Below are 26956 nucleotides of genomic sequence, written 5' to 3'. Positions count from 1 at the left end.
CCGGTGCCCACCAGCGCGCGTGGGGGTGGGACGCGGCGGACCTCACCGCGGTTCCCGCGCCGTCGCGACCGCCGCGACGACGGCGGCGACGAGCAGCGAGGCCGCCGCGGTGCCCACGAGCACCAGGACGGCGCCGACCCCCCACAGACCGGTGTCGTCCTCGGCGGCCGCCGTCACCGACCAGGCGACGGTGAAGGCGAGGGAGAGGACGGTCGCCGTGGCGAAGGGCCGCCACCACCGCGCCGCGACCACGCCCACCACGAGCAGGGTCACCACGCAGCCGACCACCTGCCACGCCTCGTAGGGCCCGCTGACCTGGTTGGTGGCCGTGTCGACCTGGTACTCGTCGTCCCAGCCCATCCACCCGAACCACGCCGCGGCGCTGAGGACGGCGACGCCGAGCCCCCAGGCGAGGTCGCGCAGGGGGCGGCGGTCGGGGCGGGCAGGGGTCGCGCTGGTGGCGTTCGTGGACATGGGGACATTCCTACGCCGGGGCGACCCCCGCGGGACTGAGCACCGGTGCTCAACCGGGCGACGCGGCGTACCCGGTCGGGCCCTAGAGTGGCGCGTCGTGCTCCTCCTCCTGCCGCCCAGCGAGGGCAAGTCCGCGCCGACCCGCGGCAAGCCGCTCGACCTCGGCTCGCTGTCCTTCCCCGTGCTCACCCCGGGCCGGGAGGAAGCGCTCGACGCCCTCGTCGCACTGTGCTCCGCCGACCCCGCGGCCGCGGCCGAGGTGCTCGGCCTGGGCCCCACGCAGACCGGGCTGGCGACCCGCAACGCCGACCTCCGGACGGCCCCCACGGCCCGGGCCGAGCAGATCTACACCGGCGTCGTCTACGACGCGCTGGACGCCGCCACGCTCGACGCCCCGGCGCGCCGCCGGCTGCGGCGGGTGGCCGTGACGTCGTCCGTGTTCGGGCTCGTCCGCCTCGCCGACCGGATCCCGTCGTACCGGCTCTCCGGCGACACCACCCTCCCGGGCCTCGGGTCCGTCGCCGCCCACTGGCGCCGGCACCTCGGCGAGGCCGTCGCGGAGGGCGTCGGCTCCGGCGTGCTCGTCGACCTGCGGTCGGGCACGTACGCCGCGTTCTGGCGCCCCGAGGGCGACGTGGCCCGCCGGACCGTCACCGTGCGCGTGCTCCACGAGCACCAGGGCACCCGCAAGGTCGTCAGCCACTTCAACAAGGCGACGAAGGGCCGCATCGTGCGGGCGGTCCTGACCGACGGCGGCACCCCGCGGACGCCGGCCGCGTTCGCGACGCAGCTGCGCGACCTCGGCTGGTACGTCGAGGAGGGCGCCCCGACGGCCCGCGGCACGCAGCTCGACGTGGTGGTCGCCGAGCTCTGACGCCGCCGGCGGACCGTCCGGCGCTCAGGCCCCGAGAGGACCGTCGCCGGGCCGCGCGTTGAAGAGGCGCAGGCTGGCCGTGTCCTCGCCGTCGCGCCCGCCCGGGTAGTGGCTGATGACGGTCACGGACGCCGGCGCGAGCTCCATGCGGAAGAGCGCCGTCAGCGGCGCCCCCAGCGCATGGGCGACGAGCGTCTTGATCGGCGTGACGTGCGAGACCACGACGACCGTGCGGCCGCGGTAGGTCTCCAGCACCCGCTGCAGTCCCGCGAGCACGCGCTCCTCCACCCCGCGGAAGGACTCGCCGCGCTCCCCACCGGCACGGGCGTCGAGGGACCCGAGCCAGGCGTCGAGGTCGGCCCGGTGACGCTCCCGCACCTCGCCGAAGGTGAGCCCGTCCCACGCCCCGAACTCCATCTCCGCAAAACCCGCCTCCTCGACGACGGGCACCTCGAGCGCCGCGGCGAGGATCTCCGCGGACTCCCGCGTGCGGCGCACCGGCGAGGTGACCACCGCGGCCGCCTCGTCGGCGAGAGGACGCAGCCAGTCGGCGGTCGCGCGCACCTGGGCGCGCCCCTCCTCGACGAGCGGCGGGTTCGCCGAGGCGAGCCCGCCGGAGAAGCGCTTCGCGGCGGTGTGGGCGGTGACGCCGTGCCGCACGATGACGAGGGTCGTCGGCGCCACCGGGGCGGCCTGCTGCTCGGCCGCGTCGACCTGCTCGGTGACCTCCGGCTCGTCCGGCGCGACGGCAGCCACGGCGGCCAGCACCTCCACGCCCGACCGCACGCCGTCGAGGGCCTGGTTGGCGAGGCGGTCGGCGGCGGCGTTCTCGGCCCGCGGCACCCAGGTCCACACGGTGCCGGGCGGCGCGATCGCGCTCGCGCGCGCCGCCAGCGGCTTCATGTCCGGGTGCTTGATCTTCCAGCGCCCCGCCATCTGCTCGACGACGAGCTTGGAGTCCATGCGCACCTCGACCCGGGCACCGGGCGCGTACGCCGCGGCCAGCTCCAGCCCGGCGATGAGGCCCGAGTACTCCGCCACGTTGTTCGTCGCCCGACCGATCGTCGCGCCGTCCTGGGCGATGACCGCACCGGTGGCGGCATCGCGCAGCAGGGCACCGTACGCCGCGGGCCCCGGGTTGCCCCGGGACCCACCGTCGGCCTCGACGACGACAGCGCTCGGACCAGCGGCAGGCCCCGCGGCGGGACCCGCGGAGGTCACAGGCCGGACTCGCCCGTGCGGACGAGGATCCGCGAGCACTCCTCGCAGCGCACGACCGTGTCGACGCTGGCGGCCTTGATCACCGCGAGCTCGGCGTTGTCGAGGGTCAGGCGGCAGCCGCCGCACTCCCGCCGCCGCAGCTCGGCGGCACCGATGCCGCCCTTCTGCTGGCGGAGCTTGTCGTAGAGCGCCAGCAGGTCGGCCGGCAGGTCCTCGACGAGCGGCGCACGCTCGGCGGCGACCGCCTCCAGCTCGGTGTCGAGCTCGGCCCAGGCCGCATCGCGCTCGGCGGCCAGCGCCTGTGCCTCGGCGTCGATCTCCGCGAGCCGGGTCTCGGCTGCCGTGAGCCGACCCTGCGCCGCCTCGAGCCGCTCCATGATCTCCAGCTCGGTGTCCTCCAGGGAGCTGATGCGCCGCTCCAGGGAGACGAGCTCGTTCTGCATGCGCTCGAGGTCCTTGGGGTTGGTGACGAGGCCGGCGTCCATGCGCTGCTGGTCACGGGCACGGCGGGCCTTCACCTGCTCCACGTCGGCGTCGGCCTTGCGCTGCTCGAGCGCCAGGTCGTCCACCGCGATCCGCGCGTCGCGCGCCTGGTCGTCGACACCGCGACGGCTCACGGCGAGCTCCTCGAGCCGGGCGAGCTGCGGCAGGTGGGTGCGGCGGTGCTTCAGCTGGTCGAGACGGGAGTCCAGGGCCTGGACGTCGAGCAGCTTCCGCTGGGCGAAGGGATCGGCTTTGATCACGCGCTCCTCTCAGAGCGGTCGGACGGGTCGGAGGGGTCCACGCGGAACTGCCACGGGTCGGTGCGCAGCGTGCTGACGCGCGTCTCCACACTATCGCCGAGCGCGTCGGTGACGCGCTTCGCCACCACGGGCAACCACGTCCACTCCGCTGCCCAGTGGGCGACGTCGACGAGCGCAGGACCGTCCTCGGCCACGAACTCGGCCGCCCGGTGGTGGCGGAGGTCGCTCGTCACGTAGACGTCCACGTCGCTGCCGACGAGCCCGTCGAGCAGGCCGTCGCCCGCACCGCCGCACACGGCGATGCGGCGCACCGAGCGGTCGGGGTCGCCCGCCACGCGCACCCCGCCGGCGGTCACCGGCAGGGCGTCGGCGACCGCCTGGGCGAAGTCGCGCAGCGTGGTGCGCTCGACGACGCCGACGCGCCCCGTGCCGCTCATGAGGGCGTGGGGGTCGGCGAGCTCGACGACGTCGTAGGCGGGCTCCTCGTAGGGGTGCGCCGCCAGGAGCGCGGCGACGACCTGCCGGCGGAGCCGGCGCGGGAGGATCGCCTCGACGCGCTCCTCGTCCACCAGCTCGATGCTGCCGACCGTCCCGATCGTGGGCTGCGCACCGTCCAGCGGACGGAAGCGGCCCTGGCCCGCGACCGAGAAGGTGCAGTGGTCGTAGTGGCCGATCGCCCCGGCCCCCGCCTCCGCGATCGCCGCCCGCACGGGCGCGGCGGCGTCGGTGGGCACGAGCACGGTGACCTTGTCGTAGGGCTCGCTCGGGCCGGGCAGGATCGGCGCGAGGTCGGCGATCCCGAGCGCCACGGCCATCGCCTCGGAGACGCCGCCGACCGCCTGGTCCGCGTTGGTGTGCGCGACCAGCAGGCCGCACCCGGCCTCGGCGAGCCGGCTGAGGGTGCGACCCTTCGGCGTCGTGGCGGCGAAGCCGTGGACGGGACGCAGGAAGAGCGGGTGGTGCACGACGAGCAGGTCGGCGCCCCACGACGCGGCCTCCTCGGCCACCGCCTCGTCGATGTCGACCGCGAACATCACCTTGCGCACGCTGCGCGAGGGATCGCCGTACACGAGCCCCACCGCGTCCCAGTCCTCCGCCGTGCCCGGCGGGAACCACGCGTGCAGCAGGTCGACCACATCGCCCAACGTCGTCATGGGCGTACCGTAGCCGTCAGTTCACCTGGCGGGTCTGCCCCTCCCAGTACGGCGCACGCAGCTTGAACTTCTGCAGCTTGCCCGTCGCGGTGCGCGCCAGCTCGTCGCGGATCTCCACCGACGTGGGGGCCTTGTAGCCCGCCAGGCGCTGCTTGCACCAGGCGATCAGCTCCGCCTCGTCGGCGGACGTGTCGGGGGCGAGCACGACGAGGGCCTTGATGGTCTCGCCCCACTTCTCGCTCGGCACGCCGATGACCGCGACCTCGGCGACCGCGGGGTGCGAGAAGAGCGCGTCCTCCACCTCGATCGACGAGACGTTCTCGCCGCCCGTGATGATCACGTCCTTCTTGCGGTCGTTGATGGTGAGGTAGCCGTCCTCCAGGGTGCCGCCGTCACCGGTGTGGAACCAACCGCCGGCGAGCGCCTTCTCCGTCTCCTCCGGCTGCTGCCAGTAGCCCTCGAGCACCTGGTTGCCCCGCGCCAGCACCTCGCCGTGCTCGTCCACGGAGAGCCGCACCCCGAGCGCCGGCGCGCCGGCGCGCACCAGGTGGGCGGCCCGCTCCTCGGGCTCGAGGTCGTCCCACTCGGCACGCGAGCGGTTCACGGTGAGCAGCGGCGACGTCTCGGTGAGGCCGTAGATCTGGATGAACTCCCAGCCCAGCTCCTCCTCCACCCGCGCGACCGTGCGGGTCGGCGGCGGGGCGCCGGCCACGATGACGCGGACGCGGTCGCGTCCCGGCACCGGCCCGTCCCACGTCTGGGCCGCCTCCAGCACCGACGCGACGACCGCGGGAGCCGCGCACAGGAAGGTCACGCCGTGCTCCTCGATCCGCCGCAGGATCTCGGCCCCGTCGACCTTGCGGAGCACGATCTGCGGCACGCCCAGGCCCGTGGTGGCGAACGGCATCCCCCAGCCGTTGGCGTGGAACATCGGCAGCGTGTGCAGGTAGACGTCGCGGTCGGTGACCCCCGCGTGGAGCGCGAAGGTGGTCGCGTTGACCCAGATGTTGCGGTGGGTGATCTGCACGCCCTTGGGGCGCGCGGTCGTGCCGGACGTGTAGTTGATGCACGCCGTCGCGGACTCGTCGGGCTCCCACGGGCGCGGCTCCGCACCCTCCGGCGCGTAGAGGTGCTCGTCCTGGCCCAGCACGTAGCGGTGCTCGCAGGCGACGTCCGCCAGCGCCTCGTCGATCTCGGGGTCCACGTACAGCACCCGCGCACCCGAGTGCTCGACGATGTAGCGCACCTCGTCCGGGCGCAGCCGGAAGTTGACCGGGACGAACACGCGACCCGAGCCCGCGACCCCGAAGAACGAGGTGAGCAGGCGGGCGCTGTTGTGGGACACCACGGCGACCCGGTCCCCCACCCCGACACCCAGCGCGTCGAGGTGCGCTGCCTGGCGGGCCGCGAGGTCCCCGAGCTCGCCGTACGTCAGGGTGCCGAGGGACGGCGCCGGCTGGTCCGGCTCGTCGACCACGCCGATCCGGTCGGGGTAGACGGTCGTGGCGCGATCCATGAAGTCGCGCACGCTCAGGGGGACGATCACCGGGGCCTCCTCGTCGTGGTGGGGCGTCGTGGTGTGACGCCGACCACCCTAGGACCCGACGGGTTGCGACACTGTTGCCGCCCGGGTGCACGGCCCCACGATGAGAGTCCTCTCATGGTGCTGGGCTCCTCCGCCGACCTGCGGCAGGATCGGCCGCACCATGTCCTCCCTCCTCAAGATCCTGCTCGGCGTCACCGTGGGCCTCCTGGTCGGCGGGTTCGGCGTCAGCGTGCTGGCCGCCGAGAGCCCCGACCCGCAGGTCGGGCCGGTGGTCGCGCCCGCCACGCCCACCGCGGACTCCCCGACGACCGACGCCACGGCGTCGCCCTCCCCCACCGACGCGTCCTCCGCGCCGGCGACGACCGCCCCGGCCGCCCCCACCTCCGAGCCGCAGAACGTCCTGCCCGGCCCGCAGCCCGTCGAGGACGACGACAGCGACGACCACGGCGGGGACGACGGCGACGACGAGGACGACGACAGCGGGGACGACGGGGACGACGGGGACGACGACGGGGACGACGACGGGGACGACGACGGGGACGACGACGGGGACGACGACGGGGACGACGACGGGGACGACGACTGAGCCCGTCGCCTGCCTCCACACCCCGTGCCGTGCGCCCGGGCCTGTCCGTGCGCCTCCGCATCACGACGACGGTCGCCGTGCTCGTCGCCCTGGCGCTCGCGGGTGCGGGGTTCAGCTTCTACGTCATCGAGGACCGCCGCATCGACACCGCGCACGTGCAGGCCGTCGAGCAGGAGCTCGACGAGTTCCGCCGGCTCGCGACGACGGCGGGCCCCTACCACCTGCCCGGCGCGGAGGACCCCCTCACCGGCGTCGCGCCGGTGGGCGTGGCCGACCTCCTCTACGGGTTCGTGCAGCGCAACGTGCCCACGGAGGAGGAGAAGCTCGTCGGCTGGTGGGAGGACGGCGCGCGGATCGACCAGGCCGAGCGCGGCTCGCCGGAGGACGTCGCCGGCACCGCCGCCTTCGCAGCGGCGGTCAGCCCCCTCGTCGCCGACGGCGGCTCGGTGCGCGCCACCATCGAGGGGCAGCCCCTCCTGCTGACCGTGCAACCCGCCTCGGTGGAGGCGGACGGCGTCACGACCCGCGGAGCGTTGGTCGTCGTGACCTACACCGACGTGGCCCACCAGCAGCTCGGCGACACCGTGCGCACCTACACGCTCGTCGCGCTCGCCGCCCTGCTGCTCGTCGTGGGGGCGGCGTCCTGGCAGTCCGGCCGGCTCCTGCGTCCGCTCCGTGTGCTGCGCCGCAGCGCGGAGGAGATCAGCGGCACCGACCTGTCCCGCCGGGTGCCCCAGACCGGCAACGACGACATCACCGACCTCACCCGCACGGTCAACGGCATGCTGGCCCGGCTCGAGGCCGCCTTCACCGGGCAGCGGCAGTTCCTCGACGATGCCGGGCACGAGCTGAGGACGCCGCTCACGATCCTGCGGGGCCACCTCGAGCTGCTCGAGACCGGCTCCCCCGAGGCCCGGGAGACACGCGACCTCCTGCTCGACGAGGTGGACCGGATGGCGCGCCTCGTGGGCGACCTGCTGCTGCTCGCGAAGAGCGACCGGCCGGACTTCCTGACGACCGCCCCGGTGGACGTCGCCGACCTGGTCACCACCGTGCTGTCCAAGGCGCGAGCGCTGGGAGCCCGTGACTGGACCCTCGACGTACCGACCGCGGAGGTCGCGCCACCGGTCGTGGACGCCGACGAGCAGCGCCTCACGCAGGCGCTGCTCCAGCTCTGCGACAACGCCGTCAAGCACACCGCGGACGGGGACGTCGTCGCCCTCGGGTGGGACGCCCCGCAGGACGGCACGGTGCGCCTGTGGGTGCGCGACAGCGGACCCGGCGTGCCCGAGGCGGACCGCGAGCGCATCTTCGAGCGGTTCGGGCGCAGCCACGTGCCCGCCGACGACGAGGGGTTCGGCCTGGGCCTCTCGATCGTGGCGGCCATCGCGGCCGCCCACGGCGGCGACGTCACCGTCACCCGGGCCCCGCGCACCGGTGCGATGTTCGTGCTGACGATCCCGACCCGAGAGGAGCCCGCGTGGCCAGCATCCTGATCGTCGAGGACGAGAGCCGGATCGCGTCCTTCGTCGCCAAGGGCCTGCGGGCCGACGGCCACAGCGTCACCGTGGTCGGCGACGGTGTCGACGGGCTCGACCACGCCCTGAGCGGCACGTTCGACCTCATGGTGCTGGACATCGGGCTGCCCCGCATGGACGGCTTCGAGGTGCTCGACCAGCTCCGCTCCCAGGGATCGCGGATGCCCGTCATCGTGCTGACCGCCCGCGACTCCGCGACCGACACCGTCTCCGCGCTGGACGGCGGGGCCGACGACTACATGCCGAAGCCGTTCCGGTTCAGCGAGCTGCAGGCGCGGGTGCGGGTGCGGCTGCGCAACGCCGGCTCCGGCGCGGGCGGCGACGACGGGCGGGGCTCCGTGCTCACCGCGGGCGGGGTGACCCTCGACCTCCGCACCCGCCGGGCCTCCGTCGACGGCCGCACCCTCGAGCTGTCCGCCCGCGAGTTCACGCTCGCCGAGGTGTTCCTGCGCAACCCCGGCCAGGTGCTCTCGCGCGAGCAGCTGCTGGACACGGTGTGGGGCCTCGACTTCGACCCGAGCTCGAACGTGGTCGACGTGTACGTCGGCTACCTGCGCAGGAAGTTCGGCGCCGGGGCGATCGGCACCGTGCGGGGCATGGGCTACCGCTTCAACGGCTGACGGTCCCGACACGGGTCGTGGGGCCCCCCCCCCCCGGGGGGGGGGGGGGGGGGCCCCGCGCGGGGGGGGGGGGGGGGGGGGGGGGGGGGGGGGGCCCCCCCGGGGGGGGGCCCCCCCCCGCCGGTTGGGCGGGGGGGGGGGCCCCACGGCTCGGGGGTGGGTCAGTCGTCGTCGTGGTCGTCGTCCCCGTCGTCGTGGTCGTCGTCCCCGTCGTCGTCCCCGTCGTCGTCCCCGTCGTCGTCCCCGTCGTCGTCGTGGTCGTCGTCACGGGTCGGTACGGCGGCGGGCGGCGGGCCCACCGGGCGCGGGGACGAGGTCGTGGCCGGTGCCGACGGTCGCGCCTCGGCCCGGTCGTCACCGTGAGCCCGGTCGTCACCGTGAGCCCGGTCGTCGCCGGGCTCGGCGCTCGGGGTGGCGGTCGGCACCGCCGTGGGGTCGGTCGACGCGGTGGGCTCCGGGGTCGGCGAGCCGGTCGCCGCCGCCGTACCGGTCGTGGTGCTGGCCGCCGAGCCGACCACGTCCGTGCGGGTCGTCTCCGGACCACCCACGGAGGGCAGTGCGAGCATCGCCGCCCCGATCACGCCCATGAGGGCGACGAACCCGGGGAGGATGACCTTCATGAGCATGCGGGGCTCCTTCGTCGTGGCCCGCGCACACGGCGGGCCTGCTGGTGGGAGCAACCGTGCTCGCCGGCGGTGAGCGCCGCGTGAGCCGTCCGTGAGAGAGCTCTCACGTGCCCGGACGCGACCGCTACGGTCCCCACCATGTCCGACCGAGCGGCGGCGCAGCGCACGCTGACGAGCCTCGACCCCGCGGCATGGCCGGGGTTCCTCGAGGCCCGCTCCGGGCTCCCCGGCCGGCGCGCCGACGTCACGCTGGTGCAGGCGGCTGCCACCGTCGCCGGCCCCGCCGAGGTGGCGGCGTTGCTGGCCGCCGGCACGGAGTACGCCGCGATGTGTGCCGCCGCGGCACTCGCCCGCCGCGGTGGGACGGAGGGCGAGTCCCGTGCGCGGTCCCTCGCCGCGGACGAGCGCTGGCGGGTCCGCGAGGGCGTCGTGCTCGGCCTCCAGCTCCGCGGGGACGAGGACCCCGAGGGCCTCGTCGAGCTGGTGCAGCGGTGGGTCGACGACGGCGACCTCCTGGTGCAGCGCGCGGCGGTCGCTGCGATCTGCGAACCCCGGCTGCTGCGCACCCCGGTTGCCGCCGCAGCCGCCCTCGCCGCCTGCCGTCGGGCCACCGAGCACGTCGCGGGCCTGCCCGCCGACCTGCGCGCACGCCCCGCCACGCGCGTCCTGCGCCAGGCGCTCGGCTACTGCTGGAGCGTCGCCGTCGCAGCAGCTCCGGCTGCGGGGCTCGCGATGCTCCTGGCCCTGGACACGGACGACCCGGACGTTGCCTGGATCGTGCGCGAGAACCGCAGGAAGAAGCGGCTCGCCCGCCTGCTGGAGGACCGCACGGGAGTGGGCGAAGAGGGGCTCGAACCCCCGACCTTCCGGGTGTAAACCGGACGCTCTGACCAACTGAGCTATTCGCCCGCAGCGGCGCTCAGCCTACGGGACCGCGACCCCGCGAGCGGCCCCGGCACGCGTGCGTGCCCGCTCGGGCGGCGGGGGGTCCGGAAATGCAAGTGTCGCGCCGCCGGAGTCTCGGGTCTCCGGCGGCGCGACATGACGATCATGCATCGTCACGGCAACGAATTCACGTCGACGCCATCCTTCGTCTCACGATGCGACACGTCCCGGTCCGGTGGTCCAGACCTGTCGAACCGATCGTGGGACGTCAGACGGGCTCGCCGACCGCCTGCTGCAGCGCGGCGAGGTGGGCGTCGAGGTCCCGCCCCTGGCGGAGGTCGTTGTGCACCGCCCAGCTGATGGTGCCCCGGGGGTCCACCACGAAGGACGATCGGCGCGGAGCGCCGCGCGCGCTGTCGAACACGCCGTACGCCGCGGAGACCTCCCCGTGCGGCCAGAAGTCGGAGAGGAGCGTCATGTCGAGGCCGTCTCGCTCGGCGAAGGCCCGCAGGGAGTACACCGGGTCGCAGGAGACGGCGACCACCTCCGTGTCGAAGGTGAGGAAGGACGCCAACCGGGCCTGCACGGCTCCGAGCTCTCCGGTGCAGACGCCGGAGAACGCGAACGGGATGAAGAGCACCGCCACCGCCTTGCGGTCGCGGAAGTCGGAGAGCCGCACCGTCTGGCCGAACTGGTCGCGCAGCGCGAAGTCCGGCGCCGCGGCGCCGACCGGGAGCGCGGAGCCGACCTCGCACCCACCGCCCGCGCCGCCGCACGGCGTCGTCGCGCGCACGTCGTCACTCATCGGGAACATGCCGCCCATCCTCCCACCGTGGTCGGCCGGACCCGAGCGGCACCGTCCTCAGCCCGCGTCGAGCTCGCGCTTGAGCACCTTGCCCGTCGCGTTCCGGGGCAGCTCGTCGAGCAGCACGATCTCGCGCGGGACCTTGTAGCGCGCCAGGTTCTGCTTGACCCAGTCCTTCAGCGACTCCTCGTCGGCGTCGGCACCGTCGACGAGCACGACGAAGGCGCGCAGCCGCTTGCCGAAGTCGTCGTCGTCCACGCCCACGGCCGCCACCTCGGCGACGTCGGCGTGACGGGCGAGGCAGTCCTCGACCTCCTTGGGGAAGACGTTCTCGCCGCCGGAGACGATCATCTCGTCGTCGCGACCCTCGACGTAGAGCCGGCCGTCGGGCCCGAAGCGGCCGACGTCGCCCGACGACATCAGCCCGTCGACGACCTCCTTAGTGCCGCCCCCGGTGTAGCCCTCGATCTGCAGGTCGTTGCCGACGAAGATCCGGCCCGGCTCGCCCGGCGGCACCTCCGCGCCCTTCTCGTCGAGGATCTTGACGACGGTCGCGTGCGGCAGCCGGCCGGCCGAGGTCGGCGACTCGCGCAGGTCCTGGGGGTCGGCGATGCTCGCCCAGGCCACCTCGGTCGAGCCGTAGGTGCTGTAGAGGTTGTCGCCGAACCGGTCCATCCAGGTGAGCGCGAGGTCGCCGGGGAGGGCCGAGCCGGAGGACGCCACGACGGCCAGGTCGGGCAACGGGTGGGCGTCGAGCACGTCGGCCGGCAGGGCGAGGATGCGCTGGAGCATGACGGGGATGACCACGAACGAGTCGCAGCGCTCCTCGGCGAGCACCGCGAGCGCCTCCCGCGGGTCGAAGCGGCGGCGCAGCACCAGCGTCGTGCCCAGCAGCATCGCGAGCTGGTAGTGGGCGAAGCCCCAGGTGTGGAAGAGCGGCGCCGCCACGAAGCAGCGCCAGCGCGAGCGCAGGGGCATCCGCGACAGCAGGGAGACCGCAGCCGGCACGCCGCCCTGGGGCCGGGGCGCACCCTTCGGCGTCCCGGTCGTGCCCGACGTCAGGATGATGGTGCGCCCCTCGCGCGCCGGCGGCTCGAGCTCCGCCTCGTCGCCCCGGGCGATGAGCTCCTCGAGCGTGCGTACGCCGTCCCCCCGGCCGGGTGCGCCGCCGTCGTCCCCGTCCACCCAGGCCAGCACGCGGTGCTCGACGTCCGCCGCGGCGAGCAGCTCGGTGAACTCCTCGTCGTGCACGACGATCCGCGGCGCCTCGCGCTCCAGCACGTCGACGAGCTGCGGCCCGGCGAAGGCGGTGTTGAGGTAGAGCACGTCGGCGCCGAGCTTGCTGGCCGCGACGGAGGCCTCGATGAAGCCCCGGTGGTTGCGGCACATGACGGCCACGCCGTCGCCGGCCCGCACCCCCTCCTGGCGCATCGCGGCGGCGAGGGCGTTGGTGCGGCGGTGCAGCTCACCCCAGGTGAGCGCACCGCGCTCGTCCACCACGCCGACCTCGTCGGGCCAGCGGAGAGCCGCGGTGCGGAAGCCGCCCGCCGGACTGGTGCCCCACGACCGGAGGGTGCCGAGCATCCCGGCGAGCACCCGCGGTGAGTAGGGCCGGACGATCCCGGCCCCCGCCAGCACGCGCAGGCTCGTGCCCGCATCCGCCACCTTCGCCCGCACTGCGCCCACGCCGCGCTCCTTCCGATCGCCTGCGCGTCACACTAGCGAGGCGGTCCCCAGATGTGAACAGGAAGTGTCACTCTGAGTTACAGAACACGCACCATCGCCTCTCCGAGGACGGCGGGCGACACCGGGCGCGGGGTCAGGCCTGCTTGGGCGCCTCCAGGCGCACGGCGCTCCACTCACGGCTCACCGTGGCGGTGGTGGTCTGGGTGAGCCCCGCCGTGTCCGCGGCCTCGGCGATGTCGGCGGGCTCCACGGCCCCCGGCCGGCCGACCTTCGGGGTCAGGAGCCAGATCACGCCACCCGCCGCGAGATCGGCGAGGGCGTCGACGAGACCGTCGGTGAGGTCGCCGTCGTCGGCCCGCCACCACAGCACGACGGCGTCCACGACCGTTCCGTCGTCGCCGTCCACCATGTCGCCGTCGATCGCGTCCTCGATCGCCTGCCGCAGCTCGTCATCGGTGTCCTCGTCCCACCCGAGCTCCTGGACGACCGCGCCGACCGTCAGTCCCAGCCGGCTCGCCGCGTTGCCCGCGGCACCGGCGGTCTGGGTGGAACCTCCACCCGACGTCGCACTCACTGAACCCTCCACTTCCCAACCTGTCTCGACCTGTCGGTCCTGCCTGTCCTCGCGTGCCTGCACGCGACGTGCCCCGTAGTCCAGCCGGTTTCCGCAGCCCGCGCAACCCATTCGCCCCCAACGGGCGCCGCGAGTTGCCGACGAGCGCCCTCGTCGACCGCGCTCCTCGCGCGTCCGCGCGCGAGCGGGCCACGTACCCGCGGGTAGATTTCTTGTGACTGCGACACGTGCGACGATGGCGGGCGTGACCGCTGACCCGACACCCCGACCCAGCCAGTCGCGTCCCACTTCGCCGTCCGTGATCCATGAGGGCCTGCCGACCCAGTTGCCCGACATCGATCCCGACGAGACGCACGAGTGGCTCGACTCCTTCGACTCCCTGATCGAGGACCGCGGGCGTGATCGCGCCCGCTACCTGATGCTGCGACTCCTCGAGCGGGCCCGTGAGAAGCAGGTCGGCGTGCCGGCCCTGCGCTCCACGGACTACATCAACACGATCCCGCCCGAGCGCGAACCCTGGTTCCCCGGCGACGAGGAGATCGAGCGGCGCATCCGGGCCTACATCCGGTGGAACGCCGCGATGATGGTGTCGAGCGCGAACCGCAAGGGCCTCGAGGTCGGGGGCCACATCGCGACGTACCAGTCCTCGGCCAGCCTCTACGAGGTCGGCTTCAACCACTTCTTCCGCGGCAAGGACGCCCCCGGCGGCGGCGACCAGGTCTACATCCAGGGGCACGCCTCCCCCGGTGTCTACGCCCGCGCGTTCCTCGAGGGCCGCCTCACGGAGGAGCAGCTCTACCGCTTCCGCCAGGAGGTGCAGCACGGCGTCGGGCAGGGCCTCTCGTCGTACCCCCACCCCCGGCTCATGCCCGGGTTCTGGGAGTTCCCGACCGTGTCGATGGGTCTCACGGCCATCGGGTCGATCTACCAGGCGCGGTTCAACCGCTACCTGCAGAACCGCGGCATCAAGGACACCTCGCAGCAGCACGTGTGGGCCTTCCTGGGCGACGGCGAGATGGCCGAGCCCGAGTCGCTCGGCGCCATCCGCGTCGCGGCCCGCGAGGAGCTCGACAACCTCACCTGGGTCATCAACTGCAACCTGCAGCAGCTCGACGGCCCGGTGACGGGCAACGGCAAGATCATCCAGGAGCTCGAGTCCAACTTCCGGGGCGCGGGCTGGAACGTCATCAAGGTCGTCTGGGGCCGCGAGTGGGACCAGCTGCTCGCCCGCGACGTCGACGGCGTGCTCGTCAACAAGATGAACAGCACTCCCGACGGCGCCTTCCAGACCTACTCGGTCGAGTCCGGCGACTACATCCGGGAGAGCTTCTTCGGCGGCGACCCGCGCCTGCGCGCCATGGTCGAGCACATGTCGGACGAGCAGATCCGCAAGCTCCCCCGCGGCGGTCACGACTACCGCAAGGTCTACTCGGCGTTCGACGCCGCGACCAAGCACACGGGTCAGCCGACGGTGATCCTGGCGCAGACCATCAAGGGCTGGACGATCGACTCCCTCGAGGGCAAGAACGCCACGCACCAGATGAAGAAGCTGACGAAGGACGACGTCAAGCGCTTCCGCGACCGGCTCTACCTGCCGATCTCGGACCGCGACCTCGACCTCGCCTACGAGCAGACGGGCGCCGCACCGTTCTTCCACCCGGGCGAGAAGTCCCCCGAGATGGAGTACATGATGGAGCGGCGCAAGCAGCTCGGCGGCTCGCTGCCGAAGCGCGTCAACCGCTCCACGATGCTCAAGCTCCCGGGCGACAAGGTCTACGCCGAGCTCAAGAAGGGCGCCGGCAAGAACAAGGTCGCCACGACGATGGCCGCCGTCCGCCTGCTCCGCGACTGGATGCGCGACCCGGAGATCGGCGCCCGCATCGTGCCCATCGCCCCCGACGAGTACCGCACGTTCGGCATGGACTCGATGTTCCCGAGCGCCAAGGTCTACAACCCGATGGGCCAGACCTACGAGTCGGTGGACCGCAACATGCTGCTGGCCTACAAGGAGTCGACCTCGGGGCAGCTGCTCCACGAGGGCATCTCCGAGGCGGGCGCCATGGCGTCCGCGACGGCGGCGGGCTCGGCGTACGCCACCCACGGCGAGCAGATGATCCCGTTCTACATCTTCTACTCGATGTTCGGGTTCCAGCGCACGGGCGACTCGATCTGGGCCATGGCCGACCAGCTGTCCCGGGGCTTCCTCATCGGCGCGACCGCCGGCCGCACGACGCTCACCGGCGAGGGCCTGCAGCACGCCGACGGGCACTCGCCGCTGCTGGCGACGACGAACCCCGCGGTCGTGCACTACGACCCGGCGTTCTCCTACGAGGTGGCGCACGTGATGCGCTCCGGCCTCGAGCGCATGTACGGCGCGACCGAGCAGCACCCGCAGGGCGAGGACGTCATCTTCTACATGACGGTCTACAACGAGCCCGTCGCGCAGCCGGCCGAGCCGGAGGACGTCGACGTCGAGGGCATCCTCAAGGGGATCCACAAGGTGTCCACGTCGGAGGCCGAGGGGCCGCGGGTGCAGCTGCTCGCCTCGGGCGTCGGATTCCCGTGGATCGCCGAGGCGCAGCGCCTGCTGGCCGAGGAGTGGGGCGTGGCCGCCGACACCTGGTCGGTGACCTCGTGGAACGAGCTCGCCCGGGACGGCGTCGCCGCCGAGGAGTGGAACCTCCTGCACCCGAGCGAGACCCCGCGCACGGCGTACGTCGCCGACAAGCTCGCCGGCGCTGGCGGGCCGGTCATCGCGGTGTCCGACTACATGGCCGCGGTGCCGCTGCAGATCGCCCGCTGGGTGCCGGAGGACTACCGCGTGCTCGGTGCGGACGGGTTCGGCTTCGCCGACACCCGCCCGTCGGCACGTCGGTTCTTCCACATCGACGCCCAGTCGGTCGTGGTCGCGGCGCTGCAGTCCCTGGCCGAGGCGGGCGAGATCGACCCGTCGGTCGTGCAGAAGGCGTTCGACGCCTACCGCGTCGACGACCCGACGGCCGTGAAGGACGTCAAGCAGGAGGGCGGCGACGCCTGACGCGTCACCACCGACGAGGGGCCGCGGAGCCCGGACCGAGAAAGTTCCACCGGTCCGGGAACATCCGCGGCCCCTCGTGCATCCCACAGACGTGAGCACCCTTCCGAGCCCTCCCGCCGCGCGGGGCGAGCCCCGCGAGTACCCCATCCGGGTGCGGCTGCAGCCGAGCCAGAAGAAGGCGCTCGGCGGCGCGGTCGGCCTGCTGACGAAGCTGGGCATGACGGAGGACGTGGCGCTGGCCATGACGCCGGTGAGCGCCGTGCCGCCCCCGCCGTCGGTGGTCGTCGTGGGCGAGGTCAAGCGCGGCAAGAGCACCCTGGTCAACGCCCTCACCGGCACCGAGGTCTCCCCCACGGCGGCCGAGGTCGTCACGACGGGCGTCATCGCCGTGGTGCCGCCGTCCGACGACCTGCCGGAGGGTACGGCGCGGGTCGAGCTCGCCGACGGCAGCCACCGCCACGCTCCCGTGGCCGACGCCCTCGTCGCGCTGGCCGCCGAGCCCGAGCCGGACGTCGGCTCCCACCCGACCGCGCACCCGGCCGACCCGGCGCCCGACGGGGAGCACGGGGACGAGGGGGACGCCGCACCGGCGGTCGGAGTGCGCGTCGCCGTGACGTCGCGCTGGCTCCCGGGGATCACGGTGCTCGACACGCCGGGCGTCGGCGGGCTGCGCGCCGTCCACGGCCGACGCGCCCGGACCGCGGTCGAGCACGCCTCCCTCATGCTCTTCGTCTCCGACGGCGGCCAGGTGCTCACCGCCCCCGAGCTCGCCTTCGTCAGCGAGGTCGCGGCGGGCTCGGCCTCGGTCGTGTTCGTGCTGAGCCGCACCGACCGCAACCCCACGACCTGGGAGCAGGTGCTCGCGGAGAACCGGCAGCTGCTCGCTACCCACGCCCCACGGCTCGCGGACGCGCCGATGGTGCCCGTCGCTGCCACCTTCGCGCTCCAGGCGGACCGGCACCCCGAGGCGGTCGCCGCGAAGCTCGTCGAGGCCTCCGGGCTCGAGCGCCTCGCCGAGGTCGTGCGGGCGAAGGTCGGCGACGCGGGACGAGCCCGGGTCGTCCACGCCCTCGAGGCGTGCGACGCCGGGCTGGAGCGTGCCGTCGCCGGTCTCGAGCGCGAGGTGGCGCTGCTCGAGGGCGCCAGCCCCGCCGCCGTCGACGCGATGGTGAGCGAGCGTGAGCGGCTCGCCGAGCTGCGCCACGACCTGCGCACCTCCCGGCTCGAGCTGGAGCGCGACCTCGGCCGGGTGCGCCACGCGGCGCTCGAGGTGCTGAACCGGGGAGCCGACGACGTCGTGACGCGCCTGGGCGCGACGATCCGGGGGCAGAAGCGGGCCGGCACCAGGTCGGCGAAGCAGCGCTTCGCCTCGACCCTCGAGGCCGAGCTCGCGGTGCTGGTGCGCCACGTCCAGCACGTGCTCGACACCGGCATCCAACGGGTCGTCGCGGAGGCGTTCGCCGGGCTCGACGCGGCCCCCCAGCGGAAGTTCGGCGTCCCGATCGACCTGCGGGCGGCACGCAGCGGGATCCGCACCCGCGTCTCGGCGACGTCGAGCTCGATGTTCGACCCCTCGGTGGCGACCACGGCGTTCCTCGGTGCCAACGTCGCCGCCCTCGTCGGCCTGGGCGGACCGATCGGCATCCTCATCGCCGGCGGCTGGTTGACGGTCAACATGGGCTTCCGCGGGATGCGCGAGGGGCAGTCGCAGCTCAACGCGATCCTCAACGACAACGTCGCGACGCTGCGGCGCGAGCTCACGACCGCCGTCGACGCGGTGGTGCGGGAGGTGCGTCCCGAGCTGTACGTCGCGATGGAGGACCACCTGAAGTCCTGCATCGGCGAGCTGGACGCCCTCATCAAGGCGAGCGAGACCCAGGCGGCCCGGTCGGCCGCCGAGCAGGAGAAGGCCAGGAGCGACGCACGGCGACGACGTGACACCGTGGTCGCGCAACGAGCACAGGTGCTGGAGGAGCTCGACGCCCTCCGGCGGGAGGTGGCGGAGCTGACATGAGCGAGATCGACGAGACCACGACGACCCCGGTCGACGAGCTGCGGGCAGCGCTGCTCGAGGACGTGCCCGACGACGTGTGGGCGGCGGCCCTGGAGGGCGCGCTCGACGCGGCCCCGGACGCCGCCGACGACCTGGCGGACCTGCTGCCCGAGGACGCGGCGGCCGACGACGTGCTCGACGTGCTGGAGATCGACGACGACGTGTTCGGCGACGACCCGACCGAGCCGACCGAGCCCACCGACCCGGCCGGCGACGCGGGCGACGCGGGCGACGCGGGCGACGCGGGCGCGACGGCCGACCCCGGGTGGGAGGACGGTGTCGCGGACGTCCTCGACGTGCCCGGGGCCGACGACTGGGACGACTCCTGGTCGGGTGGTGCCGACGACGCGAGCGGGACGGACGTCGACGCGCACGACCCCGGCTCCGACCTGTGACGGGGACGCCCGACCGCAGCGGGGTCACGGGGGTCGTCGACCGGCTCCTGGCCGTGCTGGTCGAGGGCCTCCCGCCCGACCTGCGCCGCCCCTTCGAGGAGGTGCGCGAGACGCTCCACGCCCCGCTGCGACTCGCGGTGGTCGGTCGGGTCAAGGCCGGCAAGTCCACCCTGGTCAACGCCCTCGTCGGCCGCCGGGTGGCGCCGACCGCCGCCGGCGAGTGCACCCAGGTCGTCACCTGGTACACGTACGGCAGCCCGGACCGGGCCGAGGTGCAGCTGCGGGACGGCACCTCGCGTCCCCTGGTGCTCGAGAACGGAGCCGTGCCCGCCTCCCTCGACGTGCCCGTCGAGGAGGTGCGTCGGATCGTCGTGCACCTCCAGGCGGGTGCACTGCGCGACCTCACCCTCATCGACACCCCGGGGCTCGCGACCCTGACGGCCGCCAACGAGGAGGCCACCCGCCGGGCCCTGCTCGGCGACGGCTCGTCGACGGCCGCTGCCGGCGACGCCGACGCGCTCCTCTTCGCGATCCGCGAGGCCGAGCGCCAGGACGACTTCGACTTCCTGCGGGACTTCCACCGTGCCTCGGGCTCGCTGTCGGCCACCGCCGTCAACGCCGTCTGCGTGCTCACGCAGGCCGACCTCTTCGGCAGCGGCGACCTGGCGGGCGGCGACCCCTTCGCCCTCGCCCGCGGCGTCGCGGACCGGATCGCGACGGAGCACCCCACCGACTTCTCCGCCGTCGTGCCGGTCTCCGGCCTCCTCGCCCAGACCGCGCGCACCGGCCTCGTCACGGAGCAGCTGGCCCGCACGCTGCGCGAGCTCGCGTCGGCCGATCCCGTGCTGCTGCAGCTCTGGCGCCAGATCGGCACCCCGGAGGGCATCGGCGACGCCGAGATGACGGGCCTGTGGGAGGCGCTGGGGCCGTACGGGGTGGTCGCCGGCCGCTCCGTCGCCCCCGAGGGGGCCGCCGCGCTCCGCACGTGGCTGGGCTCCACCTCCGGGGTCGACGAGCTGGACACCGCGATCCAGCGCCAGCTGCTGCCCCGGGCGCACCTGATCAAGGCCATCCGGGCGCTCTCGGTCGCGGCGACCCTCGTCCCCGGGCTCCCCGACCACGAGGACGCCCGCGCCCGTCTCGAGACCGCGCTCCTCGATCCCGCGCTGCACCCGCTGGCCGAGCTCCGCGCCCTGCGCCTGCTCGGTGCCCACGCGCCGGCCTCGCCGCTGGTCCCCCGTCTCGAGGCGGTCGTCGACGATCCCGACGGGGTGGTCCGCGGAGCCTCGGGGGCGGCGGACGGGCTGCGTCGCGCCGCGGCGTACGCGACCGGGGAGGCCACCCGCTCGGTCGTGCCCGCGGAGATCGAGGCGGCCCGTGTGCTCGCGAGGTCCTACCAGCTGCTCGCGCGCCGCGTGGCAGGATCGCCGTCGTGACGCGCCGCAGTCCTGTGGGGCGTGGACGGCCGTCGACCTGACAGGGGGTGCGCACGCGTGGCGTGGACGCTGTCGATCGACTACGGCACGACGAACACCACGGCCGCCCTGCGCCTCGATGCCGGACCGCCCCGCAGCGTGGGCCTCGGTCCGGACGACACGATGCCCTCGGCGGTGCTGCTGGCGGACGGTCGCCTCGTCGTGGGCAGCGAGGCCCTCGCGGGGCGCCGGTCCGCCCCGGAGCACCACCTGGCCTCCCCCAAGCTCCTGCTCGGCCAGGACTCGGTGCTGCTGGGCGACGAGGAGGTCGAGGTCGTCGCCCTCGTCGCCCGCACGTTGCGCCACGTGCTCGACGTCGCGCGCCGGGAGGCGGCGCACGCGGGTCAGCGCGCCGAGGAGCCCGAGCGGGTCGTGCTGACCCACCCGCAGACGTGGGCGCTCCCCCGCCGCCGCGCGCTGGAGGAGGCGTGGCGACGCACCGGCTCGACCGCGCCCGTCACGCTCGTCGCGGAACCCATCGCCGCGGTCTCCTGGTTCGCCGACGCCGAGCGGCTGCCCGACGGTGCCGACGTCGCGGTGCTCGACTTCGGTGGCGGCACCTGCGACGTCGCCGTGCTCCACCACCGCAGCGGTGCGGCGGCACCGCTGGAGATCACCGCGCACGCCGGGCTCGACGACCTGGGCGGCAGCACCATCGACCACGTCTTCGCCCTGTGGGTCCGCGCCCAGGTGCGGGCGCAGGGGCACCTCGACCTGGACGAGGCCCTCGACCGCCCCGAGCACCTCGCCGATCTCCACGCCCTGTACGACGCAGCGCGCGAGGCCAAGCACCGGCTGGCCGACTGGGAGTACGCCGACGTGCCGGTCTCCGCCGGCGCGACGACCACGTCCGTGACGGTGACCATCGCGGAGTTCCACCAGGTCGTGGCGCACGAGCTCGAGCGGGCACGCGCGCTCCTCGGTCGCAGCCTGGAGGCGGCGGGCGTGCGGGCCGCGTCGCTCCACGGGCTCTACCTGACCGGCGGGTCCTCCCGCCTGCGGTGGGTCCACCAGATGGCGGCGGACCTGCTCGGCGGCCGCCCCGCACACCTGGCGGAGCCGCACCTGGCCGTGGCCCTGGGCGCCCACACGGCGACACGGCTGCGGGTGGTCGAGCGGGCGGACGCGGAGTCGAGCCGGTTCATCACGCTGCGCGGCCTGCAGGCGGTGCCCGACCGATCCCGCAGCGTCCCCCTGCCGCCGCCGGATCCCTCGACGCGCCGCGCCGGCGCACCCCCGCCCGCCCGCCCGCGACCGGTCGGACCGGCGCAGGCCGCGCCACCGCCGGCGTACACGACCCCGGCACCCGGGGCGCACGCCTCCCCGAGCCCCGCAGGTGGTCGCACCGCCGGAGCGGTGCTCCTGGCCGGACACCCCCGGCTGCGGGCCGCGGCGGACGGAGCACCCGAGCTGCGGCACCTCCTCGAGGAACCCCCCGTGCTGGTCGCGCTCCTCGCCGTGCCCGCCCTCCTCGACCAGGTCGCCCGGCACCCGGCGCTGCTCCTCGTCCCCACCCCCGACGGGCGGCCGCGCGCCCTGGGCGCGCCCACCGACGTCGACTCGGCCCTCCTGCCGGTCCGCACCTTCCTCGGGGCCGAGCCCGCCTGGGCACGGGCGCTCGAGGACCCCGCGTGGCGGGCCGACTTCGTCGCCCGGCAGGGCGGTGGGCCGGAGTGGGCGCACCGGCTCGTCACGGCCTGGCCCCGCCTCTCGCCGACGGAGCAGGCCGAGGTCCGCGCCGACGCCGCATGGCAGCCGCCACCGGCCGCCCCGGTCCCGTGGATCACCCGCACCACGGGCCGCGTGACCGTCGCCGTGCCGCCCCCTCCGGCGACGCGCCCGGCGGGAGCGGCCGCGGCCGCCGCACCCCCGTCGGCCGGCGGCAGCAGCGCCCAGGCCGACGTGCTCGACGTGCTGGCGGCGCGCGGGTGCTTCACGGCCCCGCAGTCGTTCCGCCAGCGTCTCGACGCCGCCCGCGACCCCCGGTTGCCGATCCGGCGCGCGCGGGTCACCCTGCAGGCCCGGAACGGTCGGCACGTCGACCTCGATCCCTACCTCTTCCCGGGTGGTCGCCACCGGTCCGGGGGCGGGGCGCCCGACCGCGACCTCCCGCCGTACCTGCTGCTGCTCCCCGTGGCGGAGCGGAGCGAGGGCACGGGCGACCCCGTGCTCGTGCTCACCTCCGATCTCGTCGTCGCCGTCGGCCCGCGTCCCGGCGGGCCCACGGCGGCCGTCGACCCCCGTCCGGGGATCGTCGTCGACCTCGCCGTCGAGGTGGGACCGGCGGACGCCCGGCTGGGACGCCGGCTCGACCTGGCGACGCGCGACGTCGGCCTGGGCGTCGACCTGGCCCGCGCCCTCGGGCGACCGTGGCGCGGGTGAGACCTCCCGGGGCCGGGACCCGCGTGGCAGACTTCCCGCACACCAGCAGCAGCACCGACCGGAGGCACGGATGACCGTCCTGGACGCCCTCGACGACGCCGCGCTGCTGGAGCGGGCCCAGGCCGGCGACGCGGCCGCCTTCGACGCCCTCGTGCGCCCCCGCCGCTCCCGCCTGTGGTCGGTCTGCCTGCGCGTCGTCGGCGACCGCCAGGACGCCGAGGACGCACTGCAGGACGCCCTCACCGCGGCGTGGCTGCACCTCGGCACCTTCCGGGGCGACGCCCGGTTCGACACCTGGCTCTACCGGATCGCCTCGAACGCCGCGCTCGCGGTGGCCCGGCGCCGGCGCGAGCGCGTGGTCGACCCGACGGAGCTGCCCGAGGACACCGACCTGCTCCGCGACCACGCCGACCAGGTGGCCGACGTGGACCGGGTACGTCGCGCGCTCGCCACCCTGCCCGAGCAGTTCCGCGAGGCGATCGTGCTGCGCGAGCTGGCCGACCTGACCTACGAGGAGATCGCCGCCCACCAGGGCATCGGCGTCCAGACGGTGAAGAGCCGTCTCAACCGCGCCCGCGCCCAGCTGGTCGCCGCGCTCTCCTGACCGCGGGTCCACCGCGGCCCGACCGGCCCCGACCGGACCCGGACGCACCGGTGCCGGGCCCGGCGAGCCCCCCGCGCTCTCCGGACCCGGCACGGGTCGGTCTGGTGGATCAGGCGTCGAGCGTGCTCTCCAGCCCGCTGTCGCTCGCGCCGTCGTGCACGACCGTGTCGGTGTACCCGTCACCGTCGGTGTCGGCCTCGACGGTGTCGATGTAGCCGTCACCGTCCGCGTCGTAGGCGACCTCGTCGGTGTAGCCGTCACCGTCGGTGTCCGTCTCCACGACGTCGGCGTACCCGTCGCCGTCCGTGTCGGTGGCGACCGTGTCGATGTAGCCGTCACCGTCGGTGTCGGTGGCGACCGTGTCCACCCAACCGTCGCCGTCCGTGTCGGTCTCGATCGTGTCGACGTAGCCGTCACCGTCCGTGTCGGACTCGCGGGTGTCGACGTAGCCGTCACCGTCCGCGTCGTACTCCGTCGAGCTGGGGGCGGGCGGGGGCGTCGGCTCCGCGTTGGAGGCGTACACGTAGCCGCCCTCGCCGTCGACGCTCACCGTGTCGAGGACCCCGTCGCCGTCGTTGTCGGCGACGTAGCCGGAGGTGTCGACGTAGCCGTCGCCGTCCGTGTCGGTCTCCGCGTAGTCGGGGGTGCCGTCGCCGTCGGTGTCGTAGACGGCCGTGTCGGCGTAGCCGTCGCCGTCGGCGTCCACCAGCACGGTGTCGATCACGCCGTCGCCGTCCGTGTCGATCGCCGCGGTCTCCTCGTAGCCGTCGCCGTCGGTGTCGGCGAGGACGGTGTCCACGAGGCCGTCACCGTCGGTGTCGTAGGCCGAGCCGGCGGCGCCGACGGTCGTGTCCGTGCCGGGGGCGGCGCTGTCGGTGCCGGGCGTCGGGGTGTCGTTGCTCATGTCGATCTCCTCCGGTGTGGTGCGGTCTCGGGTGGTGTCCTGCGGGGTTCCGGCCCCGGGGGCCGGTCCTCGTTGCTCATGGACTAGGAGGGACCGAGGGGGCCGAATGTTCCCCGCGTCACGAGAACTTTTTCGAGGACGCTCCCGCGGCCCGCCTGCGGCGACGTTCCGTGGGCGGAGGAAAACGCGGACGGGCGCCAGCACGGGCGGAAGAACGCGCGGACCCCGAGCCGCGACACGCCGAGCGCTCAGCCCGTCCGGTCCGCGTTTTCCTTCCGCAGCCCGGAGGCCGCGCGCACTCTCCTCAGGCGCCGCGGGCCGCGCGCACGGCCCGGGGACCGCGGGGCAACGGCGTCGGCCGCACCGGGCGGCTCCCGGCCTCCGCCTGCGCCACCGAGGCGGCCGGCCCCTGGGTGAGGTAGCGACGCCAGCGGGCACGGCTGTACGTCGCGGGCCGGGTCGTCGCGACGAACTCCTGGAGGATCGCGACGAACCGTTCGGGATGGTCCTTGTGGGGGAAGTGGCCGGCGTCGGGCACGAGCTCGACCCGGGCCCGTGGTGCGAGGACGGCGGCGTTGGCCGCGTGGGAGGCCGGGATGACACGGTCCTCGGTGCCCCAGACGACGAGCATGGGCATCGCCTCCGTGAGGTACGCGCGGTCCGCCATCGTCACGACCTGCCCCTGCCAGTCGACCACGTGACGCACGACGTGCCGGACCGCCGCCCGTGCCCGCGGGTCGCGGAAGGTGTCGAGGATCGCCGCGATCTCGCCGAGGTCGCGGGTGTGGCTGGTGGGAACCTGCCCGAGGAGCCGGAGGGTGCCGACCACGGCGTGCCGCACGCCCGGCAGCGTGACCGCCCCGATCGCCTGGTGGAACCCCGGGGTGGTGATGGCGCGGATGAACGGGGTGACCTCGGGGCCGAGCCCCCCGCTGGCGACCAGCACGAGGCGCTCGGTGCGCTCCGGGTACTGGTAGGCGAACTGCATCGCGACACCGCCGCCGAAGCTGTGGCCCACCACGGTCACCTTGTCGACCCCGAGCACGGTGAGCAGGTCCCGCATGCCGTTCGCGTAGCCGCCCACGCTGTAGTCGGCGCGCGGCTTGGCCGAGGCGCCGTGCCCGAGCAGGTCGGGCGCGATGACCGTGTGGGTGCGGGCGAGGGCCTGCACCACCGGCGCCCAGGTCGTGTGGTCGCAGCCGAGGCCGTGGAGGAGCAGGAGCACGGGGCCCTCCCCGGCGACGACGTAGGCACGGCGGTGGCCGTGCACCTCGACGTACCGGACCTCGGCGGGTGCGGACGGGGTCGGGATCGTGGCCACGGGTCCTCCTCACGCGCGACGACCGGACGACAGGCATCCAACCAGCCCCGCCACCGGGAGCGGGCACCTGTGACGCAGACGTCACGCAGACGTGACCGACCACTATCCTCGGACGGTGGTCACCCCTCCGCCCCCGCCCCCGCCGGCGGCGGACGACGCCGAGCACCGCGCCCGCACGGCCGACGCGCTGCAACGGGCCCTCGGCAGCCTGAGCACGGCCGCCACGCAGCGCATGGAGTCCGACGTCGCCTGGTTCCGCGACCTCTCCGCCGAGGACCGCTCGTGGGTCGGCTTCGTCATCCAGGCGGGCATCCGCAGCTTCGTCGAGTGGTGGCGCCACGGCGGGGAGGAGCAGCCCGCCGACACCGCCATCGCGGGCACCGTCTTCGGCGCCGCGCCCCGGGCCCTGGCGGGGGTCATCACGCTGCAGCAGACGGTCGACCTCGTGCGCCTCGCCATCGACGTCGTCGAGGCGAACGTCGAGCCGCTCCTCGAGCCGGTCGACCGGGCGGCGGTCCACGCCGGGGTGCTGCACTACGGGCGCGAGCTCGCCTTCGCGACCGCGCGTGTCTACGCCCGGGCCGCCGAGCTCCGCGGCGCCTGGGACGCCCGCCTCGAGGCCCTCGTCGTCGACAGCGTCGTGCGGGGGGACGCCGACGCCGAGGTGCTGTCGCGGGCCAGCGCGCTGGGGTGGGGCCAGGGCCGCGGCGTGTGCGTCGTCGTGGGCGACGTGCCGACGAGCCGCTCGGCTCCCGACCTGGTGGGCGAGGTACGCCGCCGCGCGCTCGCCAGCGTCTCCGACGTGCTGTGCGCGATCCAGGGGCACCGCCTCGTGGTCGTGCTGGGCGGGGTCGGACGCGAGCGGACGGACGCGGACGGGGACGAGCCGGGTGTGCTGGGTGCCGCCGCCTCGGTGCTCGGCCAGTTCGACGAGGGCCCGGTCGTCGTGGGCCCGTGGGTCGAGGACCTGGCCTCGGCGCACGTGTCGGCCCGCGAGGCCGTCACGGCCCACGCGGTCGCCGCGGCGTGGCCCGACGCGCCGCGGCCGGTCCACGCGCTCGACCTCCTGCCGGAACGGCTGCTCGCCGGCGAGCGGGGAGCCGGCGCGCAGCTCCTCGAGCACGTGCACCGTCCCCTGGCGGAGCACCGCTCGGCGCTGGTGCAGACGTTGACGACCTTCTTCGCGCAGCGGTCCTCCATCGAGGCCACCGCCCGGGCGCTGTTCGTGCACCCCAACACCGTGCGTTACCGCCTCGCGCAGGTGGCCGAGGTCACGGGGTGCACCCCGACCGACCCGCGCGACGGCTTCACCCTGCAGATCGCCCTGGCCCTCGGCCGCCAGGGCGTGCGGGACGGTGCACGTGAGGGCACGCGGGAGGAACACGGGCCGACGACCGCCTGAACCCACGACGACGGTCGGAGGGCGGGGACCGAGCAGTAACCCCGTTTTGGA

General features: G+C 74.6%; 22 protein-coding genes and 1 tRNA gene. 11 read left to right on the top strand and 12 right to left on the bottom strand.

All coding sequences use genetic code 11. The features are described from left to right. Positions 1–42: 42 nt before the first annotated feature. The gene (locus G3T38_RS01335; RefSeq protein ID WP_206675752.1) at positions 43–474 is read right to left on the bottom strand and encodes a hypothetical protein; all 432 of its coding nucleotides are present in this window, start codon (positions 472–474) and stop codon (positions 43–45) included. A gap of 97 nt (positions 475–571) precedes the next feature. Between G3T38_RS01335 and yaaA the strand changes: the two genes are divergently transcribed. After that, complete coding sequence (gene yaaA, locus G3T38_RS01330) at positions 572–1348, top strand: peroxide stress protein YaaA (protein WP_163770263.1); 777 nt, start codon at positions 572–574, stop codon at positions 1346–1348. A 24-nt stretch (positions 1349–1372) separates the two neighbouring features. Here yaaA and G3T38_RS01325 read toward each other — a convergent pair whose 3' ends face one another. From G3T38_RS01325 to G3T38_RS01310, 4 genes are read right to left on the bottom strand one after another with little or no spacing between them, the layout of a single operon-like run. Then, entirely contained in the window at positions 1373–2569 is a 1197-nt protein-coding gene (locus G3T38_RS01325) for a bifunctional RNase H/acid phosphatase (protein ID WP_163770262.1), read from the bottom strand. Then, complete coding sequence (locus G3T38_RS01320; protein ID WP_338037385.1) at positions 2566–3312, bottom strand: zinc ribbon domain-containing protein; 747 nt, start codon at positions 3310–3312, stop codon at positions 2566–2568. Before G3T38_RS01320 ends, G3T38_RS01325 begins: the two co-directional genes overlap by 4 nt. Continuing rightward, positions 3309–4466, bottom strand: a complete 1158-nt coding sequence (locus G3T38_RS01315; protein WP_163770261.1) for a Nif3-like dinuclear metal center hexameric protein — start codon at positions 4464–4466, stop codon at positions 3309–3311. The genes G3T38_RS01320 and G3T38_RS01315 overlap by 4 nt, the downstream gene beginning before the upstream one ends. 16 nt (positions 4467–4482) lie before the next feature. Next, positions 4483–6012: an AMP-binding protein gene (locus G3T38_RS01310; RefSeq protein WP_163770260.1), complete on the bottom strand. Its 1530-nt coding sequence runs from the start codon at positions 6010–6012 to the stop codon at positions 4483–4485. Positions 6013–6172: 160 nt separating this feature from the next. Here G3T38_RS01310 and G3T38_RS20965 point away from each other — a divergent pair, with 160 nt between their 5' ends. From G3T38_RS20965 to G3T38_RS01300, 3 genes are read left to right on the top strand one after another with little or no spacing between them, the layout of a single operon-like run. Next, positions 6173–6598 carry a hypothetical protein gene (locus G3T38_RS20965; RefSeq protein WP_194247561.1) on the top strand — a complete coding sequence of 142 codons (426 nt, stop codon included), beginning with the start codon at positions 6173–6175 and terminating at the stop codon, positions 6596–6598. A 29-nt stretch (positions 6599–6627) separates the two neighbouring features. Next, a complete protein-coding gene (locus G3T38_RS01305; RefSeq protein ID WP_338037384.1) occupies positions 6628–8094 on the top strand; it encodes a HAMP domain-containing sensor histidine kinase in 1467 nt (488 codons plus the stop codon). Further along, on the top strand, positions 8079–8756 hold the full coding sequence (locus tag G3T38_RS01300) for a response regulator (RefSeq protein ID WP_163770258.1): 678 nt from the start codon (positions 8079–8081) through the stop codon (positions 8754–8756). The genes G3T38_RS01305 and G3T38_RS01300 overlap by 16 nt, the downstream gene beginning before the upstream one ends. 161 nt (positions 8757–8917) lie before the next feature. Here G3T38_RS01300 and G3T38_RS01290 read toward each other — a convergent pair whose 3' ends face one another. From G3T38_RS01290 to G3T38_RS01270, 5 genes are all read right to left on the bottom strand, one after another. Then, positions 8918–9382 (bottom strand): hypothetical protein, encoded by a 465-nt coding sequence (locus G3T38_RS01290; protein ID WP_163770257.1) that lies wholly within the window; start codon positions 9380–9382, stop codon positions 8918–8920. 835 nt (positions 9383–10217) lie between these two features. Next, positions 10218–10291: transfer RNA gene (locus G3T38_RS01285), tRNA-Val, on the bottom strand. A gap of 244 nt (positions 10292–10535) precedes the next feature. Then, a complete protein-coding gene (locus G3T38_RS01280) occupies positions 10536–11081 on the bottom strand; it encodes a peroxiredoxin (protein WP_241728340.1) in 546 nt (181 codons plus the stop codon). Between the two features lie 48 nt (positions 11082–11129). Continuing rightward, positions 11130–12758 (bottom strand): AMP-binding protein, encoded by a 1629-nt coding sequence (locus tag G3T38_RS01275; protein ID WP_163770256.1) that lies wholly within the window; start codon positions 12756–12758, stop codon positions 11130–11132. 133 nt (positions 12759–12891) lie between these two features. Further along, the gene (locus G3T38_RS01270; RefSeq protein WP_338037383.1) at positions 12892–13332 is read right to left on the bottom strand and encodes a DUF3052 domain-containing protein; all 441 of its coding nucleotides are present in this window, start codon (positions 13330–13332) and stop codon (positions 12892–12894) included. 235 nt (positions 13333–13567) lie between these two features. Here G3T38_RS01270 and aceE point away from each other — a divergent pair, with 235 nt between their 5' ends. From aceE to G3T38_RS01240, 6 genes are all read left to right on the top strand, one after another. After that, on the top strand, positions 13568–16369 hold the full coding sequence (aceE, locus tag G3T38_RS01265) for a pyruvate dehydrogenase (acetyl-transferring), homodimeric type (RefSeq protein WP_163770636.1): 2802 nt from the start codon (positions 13568–13570) through the stop codon (positions 16367–16369). Between the two features lie 91 nt (positions 16370–16460). Further along, positions 16461–18383, top strand: coding sequence for a dynamin family protein (locus tag G3T38_RS01260; RefSeq protein WP_163770254.1), 1923 nt, complete (start codon positions 16461–16463; stop codon positions 18381–18383). Next, positions 18380–18817, top strand: coding sequence for a hypothetical protein (locus tag G3T38_RS01255; protein ID WP_163770253.1), 438 nt, complete (start codon positions 18380–18382; stop codon positions 18815–18817). The genes G3T38_RS01260 and G3T38_RS01255 overlap by 4 nt, the downstream gene beginning before the upstream one ends. Beyond that, positions 18814–20253 (top strand): dynamin family protein, encoded by a 1440-nt coding sequence (locus G3T38_RS01250; RefSeq protein WP_163770252.1) that lies wholly within the window; start codon positions 18814–18816, stop codon positions 20251–20253. Before G3T38_RS01255 ends, G3T38_RS01250 begins: the two co-directional genes overlap by 4 nt. Before the next feature lie 57 nt (positions 20254–20310). Beyond that, entirely contained in the window at positions 20311–22674 is a 2364-nt protein-coding gene (locus tag G3T38_RS01245; RefSeq protein WP_163770251.1) for an Hsp70 family protein, read from the top strand. A gap of 70 nt (positions 22675–22744) precedes the next feature. Beyond that, on the top strand, positions 22745–23278 hold the full coding sequence (locus G3T38_RS01240) for an RNA polymerase sigma factor (protein WP_163770250.1): 534 nt from the start codon (positions 22745–22747) through the stop codon (positions 23276–23278). A gap of 109 nt (positions 23279–23387) precedes the next feature. Here the strand turns inward: G3T38_RS01240 and G3T38_RS20960 are convergent, their stop codons facing one another. Together G3T38_RS20960 and G3T38_RS01230 are read right to left on the bottom strand one after the other, a co-directional pair. After that, on the bottom strand, positions 23388–24182 hold the full coding sequence (locus tag G3T38_RS20960; RefSeq protein ID WP_194247555.1) for a hypothetical protein: 795 nt from the start codon (positions 24180–24182) through the stop codon (positions 23388–23390). Between the two features lie 304 nt (positions 24183–24486). Next, positions 24487–25503 (bottom strand): alpha/beta fold hydrolase, encoded by a 1017-nt coding sequence (locus G3T38_RS01230; RefSeq protein WP_338037382.1) that lies wholly within the window; start codon positions 25501–25503, stop codon positions 24487–24489. A gap of 115 nt (positions 25504–25618) precedes the next feature. Between G3T38_RS01230 and G3T38_RS01225 the strand changes: the two genes are divergently transcribed. Then, complete coding sequence (locus G3T38_RS01225) at positions 25619–26905, top strand: PucR family transcriptional regulator (protein ID WP_338037381.1); 1287 nt, start codon at positions 25619–25621, stop codon at positions 26903–26905. Positions 26906–26956 lie beyond the last annotated feature (51 nt).

The organism is Nocardioides zeae (assembly GCF_010686755.1).
Lineage (GTDB): Bacteria > Actinomycetota > Actinomycetes > Propionibacteriales > Nocardioidaceae > Nocardioides > Nocardioides zeae.
This window is presented reverse-complemented; position numbering and strand designations above follow the sequence as displayed.

Coding starts and splice junctions, on each gene's coding strand:
- G3T38_RS01335 (WP_206675752.1), bottom strand. CDS start 474: ATGTCCACGAACGCCACCAGCGCGACCCCTGCCCGCCCCGACCGCCGC.
- G3T38_RS20965 (WP_194247561.1), top strand. CDS start 6,173: ATGTCCTCCCTCCTCAAGATCCTGCTCGGCGTCACCGTGGGCCTCCTG.
- G3T38_RS01280 (WP_241728340.1), bottom strand. CDS start 11,081: ATGTTCCCGATGAGTGACGACGTGCGCGCGACGACGCCGTGCGGCGGC.
- aceE (WP_163770636.1), top strand. CDS start 13,568: ATGGCGGGCGTGACCGCTGACCCGACACCCCGACCCAGCCAGTCGCGT.
- G3T38_RS01290 (WP_163770257.1), bottom strand. CDS start 9,382: ATGCTCATGAAGGTCATCCTCCCCGGGTTCGTCGCCCTCATGGGCGTG.
- G3T38_RS01255 (WP_163770253.1), top strand. CDS start 18,380: ATGAGCGAGATCGACGAGACCACGACGACCCCGGTCGACGAGCTGCGG.
- G3T38_RS20960 (WP_194247555.1), bottom strand. CDS start 24,182: ATGAGCAACGACACCCCGACGCCCGGCACCGACAGCGCCGCCCCCGGC.
- G3T38_RS01315 (WP_163770261.1), bottom strand. CDS start 4,466: ATGACGACGTTGGGCGATGTGGTCGACCTGCTGCACGCGTGGTTCCCG.
- G3T38_RS01240 (WP_163770250.1), top strand. CDS start 22,745: ATGACCGTCCTGGACGCCCTCGACGACGCCGCGCTGCTGGAGCGGGCC.